Origin of the sequence: Mycobacterium sp. MYCO198283 (genome assembly GCF_021213805.1) — a bacterium.
GTDB lineage: Bacteria > Actinomycetota > Actinomycetes > Mycobacteriales > Mycobacteriaceae > Mycobacterium.
Window position 1 is genome coordinate 154,804 of record NZ_JAJQJI010000010.1, and the last position, 15,008, is coordinate 169,811.

Here is a 15,008-nt window from a genome sequence, read left to right on the forward strand (position 1 = left end):
TCCTGTATGAGAGAATAATATTCTCCGCACCCCGGAAAACCCGAAGGAGCACGGAATGGCCATACCTCCCGAGCCCGGAGTCACCACCGACCAGCCGGCGACTGCCGAGGCCGTGCGGGCCGAGGTCACCATCCTGCTCGACCGCAAGAAGGTCACCGTGACCCACGCACCCGGCGACGTGCTGCTGGAGACGGCCCGCCGCGCGGGCTTCACCCCGCCGTTCTCGTGCGAGGCCGGCAACTGCGGTACGTGCATGGCCAAGCTGCTCGACGGGCACGCGACGATGCGGGTCAACGACGCCCTCACCGACGAGGAAGTCGAGGAGGGCTACGTGCTCACCTGCCAGGCCGAACCGGTCACCGCGACGGTCACGGTGGACTACGAGACCTGATCGCGCAGGTCGCCGTGCTCGCCCAGCGCGGGCGGTGGCCGGTACTCCGGGGAGTAGCCGCCGACGCGGATCGGGCTCCCGACGAGCCGGCGATCGCCCGCCTGCACCACCACGTCCGGGGTGTCGGCCAGTGCTTCCGGTAGTCCCCGCACCGCCGCGACCGGCACCCCCAGCGGCTTGAGCCGGGCCTCCCAGTGCGCGGCGGTGTCGGTGGCCAGCGCGGCCACCACCACCGCGAGCACGTCGTCGCGCCGCGACACCCGCTCCGCCATGGTCTCGAAACCGGCGATCCCCGCCTCGGCGGCGAAGCTGCGCCAGAAGCCGTCGTGGGTGATGAACAGCGCGAGGTAGCCGTCGGCGGTCGGGAACATCTGCGCCGGAACGTAATACGAGTGGGCGCCGAACGGCCGCCGCTGCGGCACCACGCCCTCGTTGAGGTAGGCGGCGGCGTGGTAGTTCAGCTGCGAGAGCATCACGTCGCGCAGGCAGACGTCCACCTGGCCGCCCTGGCCCGAGATGATCATCGCGAGCAGGCCCAGCGCCGCCGTCATCCCGGTCGAATTGTCGGCCGACGAGTAGCCGGGCAGCGTCGGCGGCCCGGCCGGATCTCCGGTGAGCGCCGCCACCCCGGTCGCCGCCTGGATGACGTAGTCGAACGCCGGGTCGTCCCCGCCGTAGAGCCCGTAGCCGGTGATCGCCACGCAGACGATCCGGTCGTTGTGCACCCGCAGCGCGTCATAGGTGAGCCCGAGCTTGTGGATGGCCGACGGCTTGAGGTTCACCAGCAGCGCGTGCGCGTCGGCAACCAGGCCCCCGAGCGCGCGCTGCCCGGCGTCGGTCGTGAGATCCACGATCACGCTGCGCTTTCCGCGATTGAGGCTCGCGAAGTAGCTGTCGCCGACCTTGCGGGAGATGTCCCCGCCCGCCGGTTCGATCTTCGTCACCTCGGCGCCCAGATCGCTCAGCAGCATCGTCGCGTACGGGCCGGCCAGCATGGTGCCGACCTCCAGGACCTTGATCCCGGCCAGCGGAGCTTCAGCGCTCATCACTGCACCGACTTTGCCAGCTCCGCGATCACCTCACGCGTCCGGTACTTCGACGCCACCAGCTCGTCGCGGGTGTCGCCGATCGGCAGCAGCCGCACCGACAGGTCGGTCACCCCGGCGTCGGCGAACTGCTGGAACCGCGCCAGGATCGACTCCTCGTCGCCGGCGGCGCAGAGGTCGCCGACGTCGCGGGCGTCGCCGCGGTCGAGCAGCCGCTGATAGTTCGGCGACGTCTCGGCCTCGGCGAGGATGCGATTCGCCCGGTCCTTCGCCGCCTCGATCTCCGAGTTCGCGCACAGGCACACCGGGATACCGGCGACGATGCGCGGGGCCGGGCGGCCCGCGTCGGCGGCGGCCTTGGTGATCTTCGGCGCGATGTGCTCGCCGATCGCCTTTTCGTCGGCCATCCACAGCACGGTGCCGTCGGCCCGCTCGCCGGCGATCTGCAGCATCACCGGCCCGAGCGCCGCGACCAGCACCGGCAGGGGCTTGCCGTCGGTGCCCAGCACCGTCGGGTTGTGCACCGTGAAGCTGTCGTTTTCCACGTCCACGTCACCGGGGCCGGCGAGCGCGGTGTTCAGCACCTCCAGGTAGTCACGCGTGTAGGCGGCCGGCTTCTCGTAGGGCAGGCCGAGCATGTCGCGGACGATCCAGTGGTGCGACGGCCCGACGCCCAGCGCCAGTCGGCCCTGCGCCATCGCGTGCACCGAGAGCGCCTGACGGGCGAGCGCAACCGGGTGCTGCACCTGCAGCGGCACCACCGCCGTGCCCAACTCGATGCGCGACGTGTGTGCGGCCATCAACGCCACCATGGTCAGGCAGTCGAAGTCGTTCGGCACCTGCGGCATCCACGCCGTGTCCAGTCCGGCGCCCTCCGCCCACTGGATGTCGGCCACCAGCTTCGAGACCTTGCGGGCCATGTCGCCGCGCTCGGCCCCGATCATCACGCCGAGGCGCATCTCAGCCCACCTTCTCGGTCAGTGCCCGCACGTCGCGCACCAGGTCCTCCAGCGGCGTGCCGGTCGGGAACACCGCGGCCGCACCGGCGTCGAGCAGCTTCGGCACATCGTCGGCCGGGATCGTCCCGCCCACCACGACGGCGATGTCGCCGGCATCCGCGGCGCGCAGCGCGTCCACGGTGCGCCGGGTCAGCGCGACGTGCGCCCCGGAGAGGATCGAAAGCCCCACCAGCGCAACGTCTTCCTGCAGCGCGATCGACACGATGTCCTCGATCCGCTGCCGGATTCCGGTGTAGATCACCTCGAAGCCGGCGTCGCGCAACGTGCGCGCCACGATCTTGGCGCCGCGGTCGTGGCCGTCGAGGCCCGGCTTGGCGACGAGCACCCGGATGGGAGACAACTAGAACACCACCGGCTGGCAGAATTCGCCCCAGACCGCCTTGAGCGTCGCCACCATCTCCCCCACCGTGCAGTAGGCGGTGGCGCAGTCGATCAGCTTGTGCATCAGGTTGTCGGTCCCCTCGGCTGCCCGCGCCAGCTCGGCCAGCGCGCCTTTCACCGCGACGGGATCCCGGTCGGCCTTGACCTGCGCGAGGCGCTTCAACTGCAGGTCGCGGCCCTCGGCGTCGAGCTCGTAGGTCGAGATCTGCGGTGGCGGTTCGTCCTTCGCGACGAACCGGTTGACGCCGACCACCGGCCGCACACCCGATTCGATCTCGTTGTGGATCTTGAACGCCTCGTCGGCGATGAGTCCCTGCAGGTAGCCGTCCTCGATCGCGCGCACCATGCCGCCGTGGCGCTCGAGGTCGGCCATGATCTCGACGATCCTGGCCTCGGTGGCGTCGGTGAGCGCCTCGACGAAGTAGGACCCGCCGAGCGGATCGGCGACGCGCGTGACGCCGGTCTCGTAGGCCAGGATCTGCTGCGTGCGCAGTGCGAGCGTCGCCGACTCCTCGCTGGGCAGCGCGAACGGTTCGTCCCAGGCGGCCGTGAACATCGACTGCACGCCGCCCAGCACCGAGGCCATCGCCTCATACGCCACGCGCACCAGGTTGTTCTGCGCCTGCGGCGCGAACAGCGAGGCCCCGCCCGAGACGCAGCCGAACCGGAACATCGACGCCTTGTCGGTGGTGGCGCCGTAGCGCTCGCGGACGATGGTCGCCCAGCGACGCCGTCCCGCACGGTATTTGGCGATTTCCTCGAAGAAATCGCCGTGGGTGTAGAAGAAGAACGAGATCTGCGGGGCGAACGTGTCGATGGTCATCCGCCCGCGCTCGACGACGGTGTCGCAGTAGGTCACGCCGTCGGCGAGCGTGAACGCCATCTCCTGCACCGCATTGGCGCCGGCATCGCGGAAGTGCGCGCCCGCCACCGAGATCGCGTTGAAGCGGGGCACCTCGGCGGCGCAGAACTCGATGGTGTCGGCGATCAGCCGCAGCGACGGCTCCGGCGGCCAGATCCACGTCCCGCGAGAGGCGTACTCCTTGAGGATGTCGTTCTGGATGGTGCCGGTGAGCTTGTCGCGCGGCACGCCCGCCTTCTCCGCGGCGGCGACATAGAACGCCAGCAGGATCGCGGCGGTGCCGTTGATCGTGAAACTCGTGCTGATCTTGTCGAGCGGGATGCCGTCGAACAGGATCTCCGCGTCCGCGAGGGTGTCGACCGCCACCCCGACCCGACCCACCTCCTCGCCGTACTCGGGGTCGTCGGAGTCGTAACCGCACTGCGTCGGCAGATCCAGCGCCACCGAGAGGCCGGTGCCGCCCTGCTCCAGCAGATAGCGGTAGCGGCGGTTGGACTCCTCGGCGGTGCCGAAGCCGGAGTACTGCCGGAAGGTCCACAGCCGGCCGCGGTAGCCGGACGCGAAGTTGCCGCGGGTGAACGGAAATTCTCCCGGCGCGGGCGGTGCTTGGGGGACGTCCGCGGGCGTGTACACGGGGTTCAGCGGTATGCCGGAGGACGTTGTCACGGGGTCGGTCATCAGGGGATACGGTAATTCCCCAAATGGAGAATGCCAATACCCGGGTACGATGACGCCCGCAGCGACGGAGGATCATGACCGACCAGTCAGCCGAAGAACAGCCTCACCGCACCGTGCTCCAGCGCGGCCTGTGGTTCGACGAGCTCGAGGTGGGCGTGCGCTATCTGCACCGCCCGGGCCGCACGATCACCGAGGCCGACAACGTGCTGTTCACCACGCTCACCATGAACACCCAGGCGCTTCACCTCGACGCCGCCTGGTCCGACGCCCAGCCGCCGTTCCACAGCCGGCTGGTGAACTCCATGTTCACGCTGTCGACGCTGGTCGGGCTCTCGGTCGCCCAGCTGACGCAGGGCACCATCGTCGGGAACCTCGGTTTCTCCGACGTCGCCTTCCCGCATCCGCTGTTCCACGGCGACACGCTCTACGCCGAGACGGTGGTCACCGACAAGCGGGAGTCGCGCAGCCGCCCGGGCGAGGGCATCGCCACCTTCACCCACACCGGCCGCAACCAGGACGGCGTGATCGTCGCGACCGCCACCCGCAAGACGATGATGCGGTTGCGGCCCGAGGAAGGAACCGACTGATGGCGCTCACGTCCGCCGGTCCCGGCTGGTTGTTCTGCCCCGCCGACCGGCCCGACCGCTACGCCAAAGCCGCCGCCGCGGCCGACGTGGTGATCCTCGACCTGGAGGACGCCGTCGCCGCCGAGCACAAGGACGCCGCCCGGCAGGCGCTCGTGGCCACCCCGCTGGACCCGGCGCGCACCGTGGTGCGGGTCAATGCCAACACCACCGCCGACTATCCGCGCGACCTCGAGGCGCTGCGGCAGACCGACTACACGACGGTGATGCTCGCCAAGACCGAAACCCCGGACGCCGTCCGCAATCTCGCACCGCTGGACGTCGTCGTGCTCATCGAATCGCCGCTCGGCGCGGTCAACGTCGCCGAGTGCGCGCGCTGCGACAACACCGTCGCCGTGATGTGGGGTTCGGAGGACCTGTTCGCCGCGCTGGGCGGCACCGCGAACCGCCGGGCCGACGGCTCGCTGCGCGAGGTGGTGCACCACGTGCGCTCTTCAGCGCTGCTCGCCGCAAAGGCCTACGGGCGGCTGGCACTGGACTCGGTGTTCCTCGACATCAAGGACCTCGACGGCCTGCGGGCCGAGGTCGAGGAGTCGGTCGCGGTCGGTTTCGACGCCAAGGTGGCGATCCACCCGTCGCAGGTTCCGGTGGTGCGCGCCGGCTACCGGCCCGACGACCAGCAGGTCGCGTGGGCGCGGCGGGTGCTGGCGGCCGCCGAAAACGCCCGCGGCGTGTTCGAGCTCGACGGCATGATGGTCGACATGCCGATCCTGCGCCGCGCCCAGCGGATCGTGAGCCGCAGCGAGTCGGCGTGACCTACCAGTGGCAGCGCTTCGCGGCGGCCGTCGGGCTTCCCGACCCCACCGACTACACCGCGCTCTGGCAGTGGTCGGTCGATCACCCCGCGCGGTTCTGGCGGGCGGTCTGGGAGCACTTCGACGTCCGCACCGCCGACGGGTCCGCGCTGCCCGACGGTGACGCCGCCGTGCTCGCCGACTCGACGATGCCCGGCGCGCAGTGGTTTCCGGGCATCCGGCTGAACTATGTGCAGCAGGTGCTGCGGCACACCGACCAACCGGGTGCGGCCATCGTCGGCATCGACGAGGACGGCGCGCACAGCGAGATCTCGTGGCGGGAGCTGCCCGGCCAGGTCGGTGCGGTCGCCGCCGCGCTGCGTGACCTCGGCGTGGGTCCGGGCGACACCGTCGCCGCCTACCTCCCCGACGTGGCCGACGCCATGGTCGCGTTCCTGGCGACCGCGTCGCTCGGCGCCGTCTGGTCGGCGTGCGGCCAGGACTACGCCCCCGAGGGCGCGGCGGCGCGGCTCGCACAGCTGGAACCGAAGGTGCTCTTCACCGCCCTGGGCTATCACCACAACGGCCGCTGGATCGACAAACGCGCCCACACCGCGCAGCTGCGGTCGCTGCTTCCCGGGCAGCCGCCGGTGATCGTCATCGGCGGCCCGGGTGGCGACGACACCACCGCCGCGCACAGCTACTCCGACATCATCGCCGCGCCGGCCGACCCTCGCGTCGAACCGGTGCCGTTCGACCACCCGCTGTGGGTGCTCTTCAGCTCCGGCACCACCGGCCGCCCCAAGGGCATCGTCCACGGTCACGGCGGCGTGGTGCTCGAGCACCTGAAAGCCGCTGCGCTGCACGGTGATCTGGAGCCGGGGGACGTGTTCTTCTGGCACACCGCGCTGTCGTGGATGATGTGGAACTTCCGGCTCGCCGGACTGCTCCTCGGCTCGACGGTGGTGTGCTACAGCGGACATCCCCTGTACCCGGACGCCGACCGGCTCTGGCAGCTGGTCGCCCAGCAGCGGGTGACCTATTTCGGCACCAGTCCCGGCCACCTGCTCGCCTCGCGCAAGGCGGGCCTGACGCCCGGCGCCACCCACGACCTGAGCCGGCTGCAGACCGTCGGCAGCACCGGGTCACCGCTGGCCGCCGACCTGTTCGACTGGGTGCGTGACGCGGTCGGCGAGCACGTCGAGGTGTCGTCCATCAGTGGCGGCACCGACGTGGTGACGGCCTTCGCCGGCGGCACCCGCGGCGTGCCCTACCGGCCCGGCGAGCTGGCGACCCGCTACCTCGGCGTCGCGCTGGCCAGCTGGGCGCCGGACCGCACCCCGCTGGTCGGTGAGGTCGGCGAGCTGGTGATCACCGCGCCGATGCCGTCGATGCCGGTCGGTTTCTGGCGTGACGACGACGGTTCCCGGTACCGCGCCGCGTATTTCGAGCACGAGTGGGCCGACGGCCCGGCACCCGGGGTGTGGCGGCACGGCGACTGGGTGACGGTCACCGACCGCGGCTCACTGGTGGTGCACGGCCGCAGCGACGCCACCCTCAACCGGCACGGCATCCGGATGGGATCGGCGGACATCTACGAGGTGGTGGAGGCGATCGACCAGGTCGCCGAGGCGTTCGTGGTCGGCGTCGACGGGCCCGACGGCGCCTACTGGATGCCGCTGTTCATCACCACGCCGCCCGGCAGCACGCTCGACGACGCCCTCGCCGACACCATCAAACAGCGGATCCGCGAACGGCTTTCGCCGCGCCACGTCCCCGACGAGATCATCGAGGCACCCGGCGTCCCGCACACCCGCACCGGCAAGAAGCTCGAAGTGCCGGTGACCGGGCTGCTCGCCGGGCGCGACGACGTGAACGTCGACCCCCGCTCCGTCGACGACCCGTCGCTGCTCGACTGGTACCGCGACCAGGGCCGCAACCACCGCTGGTAGCGGCGGTCCGGCCGGCGCGTGAGCTGGCATGTGTCGCAGCGGAATCGGACACCGGCCGACGGGGCACACCGGGCGAAGCACCGCACGGGCAGAACCGTCGCCGTACTCTTCGGCGGCAACGTCGATCCCGCTGTTGGCGGACGTGGTGAGCTGACCGGAGCACACTGGTGTAGTACGCGGGAACCAACGACGACGTGAGGAACGGCCCGACATGGTGAACGTGCAAATCCGGGATCTGCGCTATTTCCTCGCCGTCGCCGACGAGCTGCACTTCACCCGCGCCGCCGAAGCGTTGGCCGTGAGCCAGCCGGCGCTGTCGAAGCAGTTGCGGGCGCTGGAGACCGTGTTGGGCGCGTCGCTGTTCGCCCGCAACCAGCGCACGGTGCAGCTCACCGAGCTCGGCGCGGCGCTGCTGCCCCACGCCCGGGCCATCGTGGCCGAGTGGGAGGCGGCGGCCGGCACCATCGCCCGGCTGGTCCCCGACGCCAGCCGGACCCTGACCGTCGGCATCGGCGCGACGCCCGCCGCCGAGCTGTGGGAGCGGGTGGCCGCCGCGGTGGCACGCCGGGCACCCGACCTGGCCCTGCGGGTGCGGACGGTGCCGGCGACCGATCCGGCCGGCGGGCTGGCCGACCCGCATTCGGGCATCGACGCGGCGCTGGTGTGGCTGCCGATCCCCGACGAGCGACGATTCGCCTGGCAGCCCGTCGCCTCGTGGCCGCGGGGCGTGGCCCTGCCCGCCGGCCACCGGCTGGCCGATCGCGAGAGCATCGCCTTCCAGGAGCTGCTCGACGAGCCGTTCATCGCGATGCCGGCGGTCGCCGGGACGTTGCGCGACTTCTGGCTGGCCCGCGAGCACCGCGGCGGGCGGGCCATGCGCATCGCCGGCGAGGCCGCCACCGTCGCCGAACTGCAGCAGGCCGTCGCCGACGGTGTCGGCATCGCCCTCGTCCTGGCGGACGAGCCGCTGATGGCGACCTACCCCGGTGTGGTGGTGCGGGCCGTCACCGGCGTGGGTCCGGCGCAGCTCGCGCTGGCGTGGCGACGCGGAGACGACCGTGATCCGGTGACGCTGCTGCGCGCCACCGTGAGCGAGATCGCCCCCGGCTGACGCCTGCGAGCTTGGTCACCTCTGACGTCAGGAGCGTTTACCGCCGGATCGACCGGGATAACGCTACGGCCGACCTCGTAATCGGCCAACCTCGTCTCGAAAGGGTCTGCCGCATGGCGACTTTCCTGTATCGGGTAGGCCGTTTCGCCTACCTGCACCGCGCGCTGGTCGTCGGCGTCTGGGTGGCGCTGCTGCTCGGTGCGCTGGCCACCACCACGCTGGCCAAGCCGTTCCACACCGACTTCTCGCTGCCCGGTTCGGAATCCGAACGGGCCACCGAGCTGCTCGACGCCAAGTTCCCGGGCCAGGGCGATCTGGACCAGCTGGCGCAGGCGCAGGTGGCGATCAAGGCTCCGGCGGGCACCACGCTGGACGATCCCGCGAACGTCGCCAAGGTCGACGCCGTGGTCAACGGGCTGCGGCAGCTTCACGACGTGGCGGCGCAGGCCATCGCCAACCCGCTCACCACCCCGCCGCTGGCCGCGCAGGTCAGCCCCGACCGCACCATCACCTACCTGGCCGTCAACTGGAACAAGAAGTTCGTCGACGTCTCCAAGGACGAGATCGCCGCCTTCGACAAGGTGCTGCAGCAGGGCCGCGACAGCGGGCTCACCACCGAGGCCACCGGCACCGTCTACAACGGCCAGCCGCCCGCCAGCGGGCTGAGCGAGGGCATCGGGTTCGGTGTCGCGCTGATCGTGATGGTGATCGCGTTCGCATCGGTCGTGGCGGCGGTGCTGCCGATCCTCACCGCCCTCGTCGGCGTCGGCATCTCGGTGTCGGTGATCACCGGCGCCACCGCGTTCGTCGACATGGACACCTCCGCGCTGATGATCGCGTCGATGATCGGTATCGCCGTCTCCATCGACTACGCGCTGTTCATCGTGTCGCGCTACCGCACCGAGCTCGCCGACACCGACGACCGGGCCTTCGCGGCGGGCCGCGCCGTGGGCACCGCCGGATCGTCGGTGGTGTTCGCGGGCCTGACGGTCGTGATCGCGCTGCTGGCATTGGCGGTCACGAACATCCCGCTCATCACCACCATGGGCTTCACCGCGGCGCTGGCCGTGGTGATCGCGGTGCTCGCCGCGGTGACCCTGCTGCCGGCGATCCTCGGCCTGTTCGGCGCGCGGGCGTTCCGCGGGCGCATCGAACGGCTGCGCCACATCGGCGAGCCGGAGCTCAAGCCGAGCGCCGGCCTGCGATGGGTCAAGGTGATCGTCAAGCACCCGCTTCCGGTCCTGCTGGTGGGCGTCGTCGCGCTCGGCGTCGTCGCCGCCCCGGCCACCAAGCTCGAACTGGGCATGGACCTGTCGAAGGGCAACCAGAAGGCGGCCGTCGACCTGATCGGCCAGGGCTTCGGCGAGGGCGTCACCGGCCCGCTGATGATCGTCGCGGACGCGAGCCGCGCGGGCGATCCGCCGGCCGCCTACCGCGCGCTCACCGACGCCGTGCGCGGCGACGCGGACGTCCTGGCCGTCACGCCTGCGCAGCTCAACGCCGACGGGACCGGCGCGCTGATCAGCGTCATCCCGCGCAGCGGCCCCACCGCGCCCGAGACGCAGGAGCTGGTGGACCGCATCCGGGCGCTCGAACCGGGCCTCGCGGAGCGCACCGGGCTGCAGTACGGCATCACCGGGCAGACCGCCATCCTCGCTGACCTGTCGGAATCGCTGATGTCGGCGCTCGTGCCCTACCTCGCGCTGGTGCTGGGGCTGGCGTTCCTCGTGCTCATGGTGGTGTTCCGGTCGCTTTTGGTGCCGCTGACCGCGACGCTGGGGTTCCTGCTGTCGATCGGCGCCACGTTCGGCGCCACGGTGGCCGTGTTCCAGCTCGGCTGGTTCGGCCTGGTGTCCGACCCCGGACCGATCATCAGCTTCCTGCCGATCTTCCTCATCGGCATCGTGTTCGGTCTCGCGATGGACTACCAGGTGTTCTTGGTGACGCGGATGCGCGAACGCTTCGTCCTCGGCGACGGCAGCCGCGCCGATGCCCGCGAGGCGGTGGTGTCGGGGTTCCGGCAGAGCGCCCGCGTGGTGACGTCGGCCGCGCTGATCATGATCTCGGTGTTCGCCGCATTCACGCTGTCGCCCGACTCGGTGGCCAAGTCGATGGGCTTCGCCATGGCCGTCGCGGTGCTGTTCGACGCCTTCGTCGTCCGCATGATGGTGATCCCCGCCGTCATGGCCCTGCTGGCCGAGCGGGCCTGGTACATCCCCCGCTGGCTCGACCGGGTGCTGCCGAACGTCGACGTCGAGGGCAAGAACATGCGCGCCGAGATCGACGCGCCGGCCGACGACCGGGATCTGGTGGCGCAGAGCCGCTGACCCCCGCGCCGCGTCGTACCGTCGTAGGTATGACGCTTCTCGCCAACGGCTTCGGCGCCGTCCAGGCCGCACTGGGCCGGGCACTGTTCGGGATGGTGGCCGGGCCGGACGGGCCCGCCAACCGGACGCGCATCCACCAGACGCCCGGCCCGCGGTGGTTCACCGAGGACCGGCCGATCCGGCGCGTGCACGGCGACGCATCGATGTTCGTCGGCGGGTTGCGGGCGCTGCTGCTGCAGTCACTGCATCCGTTGGCGATGGCCGGCGTCGCCGAACACTCCGACTACCGCGGCGACCCGTGGGGCCGGTTGCAGCGCACCAGCACCTTCCTGGCCGAGACCACCTTCGGCCCGGCCGCCGACGCGCAGCGCGCCGTCGACAAGGTGCGCGGCATCCACCGCCGCGTGCACGGCGTGGCCCCCGACGGCCGGCCGTACCGAGCGTCGGACCCGCACCTGCTCGAGTGGGTGCACATCGCCGAGATCGACAGCTTCCTGCTGGCGCACCAGCGCTACGGCGCCCAGCCGCTCGACCGCGACGGCCGCGACGGCTACGTGGCCGACACCGCCCGCATCGCCGAGGCGCTGGGCGTGCCGAACCCACCGCGCACCGAACGGGAACTGCGGGCGCGCATCGCGGCGTACCGGCCCGAGCTGCGCAGCACCGCGGCGGCCCGCGACGCCGCCCGCTTCCTGCTGATCACGCCGCCGCTGCCGCTCGCCGCCCGCGCTCCCTACGGCGTGCTCGCGGCGACGAGCGTGGCGATGCTGCCGCCGTGGGCGCGCATCCCGCTGCGGCTACCGTATCTGCCGCCGGTGGAGGCCACCGCGATCGCCTGGGCGGGGCGGGCGGTGGTGGGCACCATCCGCTGGGCGCTCACCGCGGACGCCGACGACCGCGTGCCCGCGTGAGCCGTCCACAACCCGTGCGCCCCGGGCCGGGACAGGAATCGGTCTGGGACTATCCGCGTCCGCCGCGGCTCGAAGATTTCCGCGGGACGCTGACCGTCGAGCTCGGCGGCCAGGTCGTCGCGTCCACCGACCGCGGCTGGCGCGTGCTGGAGACCAGCCACCCGCCCACCTACTACCTGCCCGCCGCCGCCTTTGCACCTGGTGTGCTGCGCCCGACGGCCGGCGCGTCGCTGTGCGAGTGGAAGGGGCAGGCCAGCTACTTCGACCTGGTCACGCCCGCCCGGGTGGCGCCGCGGGCCGCCTGGACGTACCGCAGCCCCACGCCGGCGTTCGCGGCGATCGCCGGGGCGGTCGCGGTGATGCCCGGCGCCGTCGACCGCTGCACCGTCGACGGCGAGGAGGTGACGCCGCAGCCCGGCGGGTTCTACGGCGGCTGGATCACCAGCGCGGTCGTCGGCCCGTTCAAGGGTGATCCCGGAACGCTTGCCTGGTAGGGCCGCTGAAATCGACCCGGAATGGGTAGAGCAGTTCCCATGAGCGACAAAGCCGTCTTCATCACCGGAGCAGCCGCCGGCATCGGGCGGGAGACCGCGCTGCAACTCGCGGCGCGCGGCTACACCGTCGGCGCCTACGACATCGACGAGGCGGGCTGCAAGACCCTCGTCGAGGAGATCACCGCCCGGGGCGGTACTGCGATCGCCGGCCACCTCGACGTCACCGACTTCGACGAATTTACCGAGCGCATGGCGGAATTCACGGCCGCCGTCGGGGATCGGCTCGACGTGATGATCAACAACGCCGGCATCCTGCGCGCCGGGCGGTTCGAGGAGATCGGCGTCGAGACCCACATGACGGAGATCGACATCAACGTCAAGGGTGTCGTCAACGGCTTGCACGCGGCCTTCCCGTACCTGCGCAAGACCCCGCGCTCGGTCGTGGTCAACATGTCCTCGGCGTCGGCGATCTACGGGCAGAAGGAACTCGCGAACTACAGCGCCACCAAATTCTTCGTCCGCGGCCTGACCGAGGCGCTCGACCTGGAGTGGGGCGAGTACGGCATCCGGGTGATCGCCATGTGGCCGCTGTTCGTGCAGACCGGCATGCTGCAGGGCATCAAGACCGGCACCACGCAGTCGCTGGGTATTCGACTCACCGCCCAGGACGTCGCGCAGGCCATCGTCGCGGCGATCGAGCCGCCCACCGTCCGCCAGGCCATCCACCAGGTGCACTTCCCCGTCGGGCCGCAGACCAAGGCGCTGGCCCTGGCGTCGCGGTTCTCGCCGGCATGGCTGACCCGGTTGGCGAACCAGTACTTCGCGCACTGACCGATTCGGCACTGACCGTTTCGCGCACTGACCGTTTCGGCGCTGTCCGCTCGGGTATCGCTTTTCCCATGGCGAAGACTGACGACCTGCCGCTGCCGGACTACGACCAGCTGTCCGTCGGTGACCTGCAGCACCGGATCCGATCGCTCGACAGCTCGCAGCTGCTGACGCTGATCGCCTACGAGGATGCCCATGCCGGACGTCCCGCCGTGCTGGACATGCTGGCCGCCCGGCACCAGGAACTCGACGAGGGCGCGGAGCCGTCGGGCGGCGATCCGGCGAACACGCCGCCGGTCAGCGGCAGCGCCGGCTCCTCCCCGGTCTCCCAGTCCACCGCCGCGCAGGGCAACACCCCGCTGCGCCACGGTGTCGCCTACCAGACGCCGGCCCGCGGCAAGCCCTGACCGGGTGCGGGGTGCGCGGTCGGCGGATCACCATGGGCAGATGAAGCTGGCCTTCCCACTCCCCGGCGTCATGCGGATGCCCGCCCTGATGCAGCCGTGGGAGGCCCACCTCACCGGCGCGGACGTGGTGGCGATGGCGCGGCGCGCCGACGAGCTGGGCTTCGACATGATCGCCGTGCCGGAGCACTTCCTGATTCCCGCCGACCAGGCCAGCGCGTCCGGAGCGCACTGGCTGCACTCGACTACCGCACAGGCGTTCCTCGCGGGCGCCACGAAGCGCATCGCGTTGAACTCGTGCGTCTCGATCCTGCCTGCGCAGCATCCCGTCGTGACCGCGAAGGCGCTCGCGACCGCCGACTGGCTCAGCGGGGGCCGTATGATGGTGACCTTCGGCGTGGGTTGGCTGGCCGCCGAGTTCGACGCGCTCGGCGTGCCGTTCTCCGAGCGGGGCCGGCGGGCCGACGAATATCTCGCCGCGATGGTCACGCTGTGGACCAGCGACGCGCCGGCCTTCGACGGACACCACGTGTCGTTCCGCGACGTCGTGTTCGAGCCGAAACCGGTGCAGCGGCCGCATCTTCCGGTGTGGATCGGCGGTGACGCGGACGCTGCCCTGCGGCGGGTCGCGCGGTTCGGCTCCGGTTGGTGGCCGTTTCTCACCGACCCGGCCGAGTTCCCCGCCAAGCTCGACCGGATCACGAGCCATCCCGACTATGACGGCCGGCCGCTCGACGTCATGTACGGCCTGGCGACCTCGCGGGTCGGCGCTCACCACGAGACCGTCGACTCCCCGGTGTCGCGGCCCGGGCGCAGTGCCGAGGAGCTGGTCGACCGGCTCGGCCGCCTCACCGAGCTCGGCGTGACCGCCAGCTCGGTGCCCGCACCGCGCGTCGCCGGCGTCGAGGGCTACCTCGACTACGCGCAGTGGGTGATCGAAGAGGTGCGGCCGAAGCTGCCGTGAGGACGCCCGACTAGTTCGCGGACGTCTGTCGGTTGGGCTGGAACGGTTCGTACCACCACCAGTTGGCGCGTTCTCCTGATGGCCCGTTCCAGGGTGGGACGTCGGGTGGGGGTTCGGTGGGTGGGCGGGCCAGTGATGCCGAGGTCAATCGTCGGCCGGTGCTGTCGGTGACGCTCGGGGTGGTGGCGGGTCCGGTGATGGTGATGTGGCCGCGGTGGTGCAGCCGGTGGTGATGTGGACAGAGCAGCACGAGGTTGTCCAG

General features: G+C 71.1%; 16 protein-coding genes. 11 read left to right on the top strand and 5 right to left on the bottom strand.

Going from position 1 to position 15,008, the window contains the following annotated elements; translation table 11 throughout:
- The first annotated feature begins 55 nt into the window (after positions 1–55).
- Entirely contained in the window at positions 56–391 is a 336-nt protein-coding gene (locus tag LV457_RS18565; protein ID WP_232173000.1) for a 2Fe-2S iron-sulfur cluster-binding protein, read from the top strand.
- Here LV457_RS18565 and LV457_RS18570 read toward each other — a convergent pair.
- Genes LV457_RS18570 through LV457_RS18585 form a run of 4 tightly spaced genes read right to left on the bottom strand, consistent with a single transcriptional unit; the run spans position 379 to position 4,377 of the window.
- Positions 379–1,437, bottom strand: a complete 1,059-nt coding sequence (locus LV457_RS18570; RefSeq protein WP_232173001.1) for a CaiB/BaiF CoA-transferase family protein — start codon at positions 1,435–1,437, stop codon at positions 379–381. The genes LV457_RS18565 and LV457_RS18570 overlap by 13 nt on opposite strands.
- Entirely contained in the window at positions 1,437–2,396 is a 960-nt protein-coding gene (locus LV457_RS18575) for an LLM class F420-dependent oxidoreductase (RefSeq protein ID WP_232173002.1), read from the bottom strand. The genes LV457_RS18570 and LV457_RS18575 overlap by 1 nt, the downstream gene beginning before the upstream one ends.
- A 1-nt stretch (position 2,397) precedes the next feature.
- Positions 2,398–2,796 carry a cobalamin B12-binding domain-containing protein gene (locus tag LV457_RS18580; protein WP_232173003.1) on the bottom strand — a complete coding sequence of 133 codons (399 nt, stop codon included), beginning with the start codon at positions 2,794–2,796 and terminating at the stop codon, positions 2,398–2,400.
- Positions 2,797–4,377 (bottom strand): methylmalonyl-CoA mutase family protein, encoded by a 1,581-nt coding sequence (locus LV457_RS18585; protein ID WP_232173004.1) that lies wholly within the window; start codon positions 4,375–4,377, stop codon positions 2,797–2,799.
- 74 nt (positions 4,378–4,451) lie between these two features.
- Here LV457_RS18585 and LV457_RS18590 point away from each other — a divergent pair, with 74 nt between their 5' ends.
- The 10 genes from LV457_RS18590 (at position 4,452) to LV457_RS18635 (ending at position 14,746) form a co-directional block, all read left to right on the top strand.
- Positions 4,452–4,964 carry a MaoC family dehydratase gene (locus LV457_RS18590; RefSeq protein ID WP_232173005.1) on the top strand — a complete coding sequence of 171 codons (513 nt, stop codon included), beginning with the start codon at positions 4,452–4,454 and terminating at the stop codon, positions 4,962–4,964.
- Positions 4,964–5,776 (top strand): CoA ester lyase, encoded by an 813-nt coding sequence (locus LV457_RS18595; RefSeq protein ID WP_232173006.1) that lies wholly within the window; start codon positions 4,964–4,966, stop codon positions 5,774–5,776. Before LV457_RS18590 ends, LV457_RS18595 begins: the two co-directional genes overlap by 1 nt.
- On the top strand, positions 5,773–7,707 hold the full coding sequence (locus LV457_RS18600) for an acetoacetate--CoA ligase (RefSeq protein WP_232173007.1): 1,935 nt from the start codon (positions 5,773–5,775) through the stop codon (positions 7,705–7,707). Before LV457_RS18595 ends, LV457_RS18600 begins: the two co-directional genes overlap by 4 nt.
- A 211-nt stretch (positions 7,708–7,918) precedes the next feature.
- Positions 7,919–8,818, top strand: coding sequence for a LysR family transcriptional regulator (locus LV457_RS18605; protein ID WP_232173008.1), 900 nt, complete (start codon positions 7,919–7,921; stop codon positions 8,816–8,818).
- A 113-nt stretch (positions 8,819–8,931) separates the two neighbouring features.
- Positions 8,932–11,145 (top strand): MMPL family transporter, encoded by a 2,214-nt coding sequence (locus LV457_RS18610; protein ID WP_232173009.1) that lies wholly within the window; start codon positions 8,932–8,934, stop codon positions 11,143–11,145.
- Between the two features lie 29 nt (positions 11,146–11,174).
- The gene (locus tag LV457_RS18615; RefSeq protein ID WP_232173010.1) at positions 11,175–12,056 is read left to right on the top strand and encodes an oxygenase MpaB family protein; all 882 of its coding nucleotides are present in this window, start codon (positions 11,175–11,177) and stop codon (positions 12,054–12,056) included.
- Positions 12,053–12,550, top strand: a complete 498-nt coding sequence (locus LV457_RS18620; RefSeq protein WP_232173011.1) for a DUF427 domain-containing protein — start codon at positions 12,053–12,055, stop codon at positions 12,548–12,550. The genes LV457_RS18615 and LV457_RS18620 overlap by 4 nt, the downstream gene beginning before the upstream one ends.
- 39 nt (positions 12,551–12,589) lie before the next feature.
- The gene (locus LV457_RS18625) at positions 12,590–13,381 is read left to right on the top strand and encodes an SDR family oxidoreductase (protein WP_232173012.1); all 792 of its coding nucleotides are present in this window, start codon (positions 12,590–12,592) and stop codon (positions 13,379–13,381) included.
- Between the two features lie 68 nt (positions 13,382–13,449).
- The gene (locus tag LV457_RS18630) at positions 13,450–13,785 is read left to right on the top strand and encodes a hypothetical protein (RefSeq protein WP_232173013.1); all 336 of its coding nucleotides are present in this window, start codon (positions 13,450–13,452) and stop codon (positions 13,783–13,785) included.
- A 40-nt stretch (positions 13,786–13,825) separates the two neighbouring features.
- Positions 13,826–14,746 carry a TIGR03619 family F420-dependent LLM class oxidoreductase gene (locus LV457_RS18635; RefSeq protein ID WP_232173014.1) on the top strand — a complete coding sequence of 307 codons (921 nt, stop codon included), beginning with the start codon at positions 13,826–13,828 and terminating at the stop codon, positions 14,744–14,746.
- 10 nt (positions 14,747–14,756) lie between these two features.
- On the opposite strand, the gene LV457_RS18640 is transcribed toward LV457_RS18635, so the two are convergent.
- On the bottom strand, positions 14,757–15,008 hold a 252-nt coding region (locus tag LV457_RS18640), incomplete at its 5' end, for an HNH endonuclease (RefSeq protein WP_374198889.1).

What these genes read in the sequence shown, in the direction of transcription:
- LV457_RS18625 (WP_232173012.1), top strand. Translation starts at nt 12,590, where the DNA reads ATGAGCGACAAAGCCGTCTTCATCACCGGAGCAGCCGCCGGCATCGGG.
- LV457_RS18565 (WP_232173000.1), top strand. Translation starts at nt 56, where the DNA reads ATGGCCATACCTCCCGAGCCCGGAGTCACCACCGACCAGCCGGCGACT.
- LV457_RS18605 (WP_232173008.1), top strand. Translation starts at nt 7,919, where the DNA reads ATGGTGAACGTGCAAATCCGGGATCTGCGCTATTTCCTCGCCGTCGCC.
- LV457_RS18575 (WP_232173002.1), bottom strand. Translation starts at nt 2,396, where the DNA reads ATGCGCCTCGGCGTGATGATCGGGGCCGAGCGCGGCGACATGGCCCGC.
- LV457_RS18595 (WP_232173006.1), top strand. Translation starts at nt 4,964, where the DNA reads ATGGCGCTCACGTCCGCCGGTCCCGGCTGGTTGTTCTGCCCCGCCGAC.
- LV457_RS18590 (WP_232173005.1), top strand. Translation starts at nt 4,452, where the DNA reads ATGACCGACCAGTCAGCCGAAGAACAGCCTCACCGCACCGTGCTCCAG.
- LV457_RS18585 (WP_232173004.1), bottom strand. Translation starts at nt 4,377, where the DNA reads ATGACCGACCCCGTGACAACGTCCTCCGGCATACCGCTGAACCCCGTG.
- LV457_RS18570 (WP_232173001.1), bottom strand. Translation starts at nt 1,437, where the DNA reads ATGAGCGCTGAAGCTCCGCTGGCCGGGATCAAGGTCCTGGAGGTCGGC.
- LV457_RS18615 (WP_232173010.1), top strand. Translation starts at nt 11,175, where the DNA reads ATGACGCTTCTCGCCAACGGCTTCGGCGCCGTCCAGGCCGCACTGGGC.
- LV457_RS18630 (WP_232173013.1), top strand. Translation starts at nt 13,450, where the DNA reads ATGGCGAAGACTGACGACCTGCCGCTGCCGGACTACGACCAGCTGTCC.
- LV457_RS18610 (WP_232173009.1), top strand. Translation starts at nt 8,932, where the DNA reads ATGGCGACTTTCCTGTATCGGGTAGGCCGTTTCGCCTACCTGCACCGC.
- LV457_RS18635 (WP_232173014.1), top strand. Translation starts at nt 13,826, where the DNA reads ATGAAGCTGGCCTTCCCACTCCCCGGCGTCATGCGGATGCCCGCCCTG.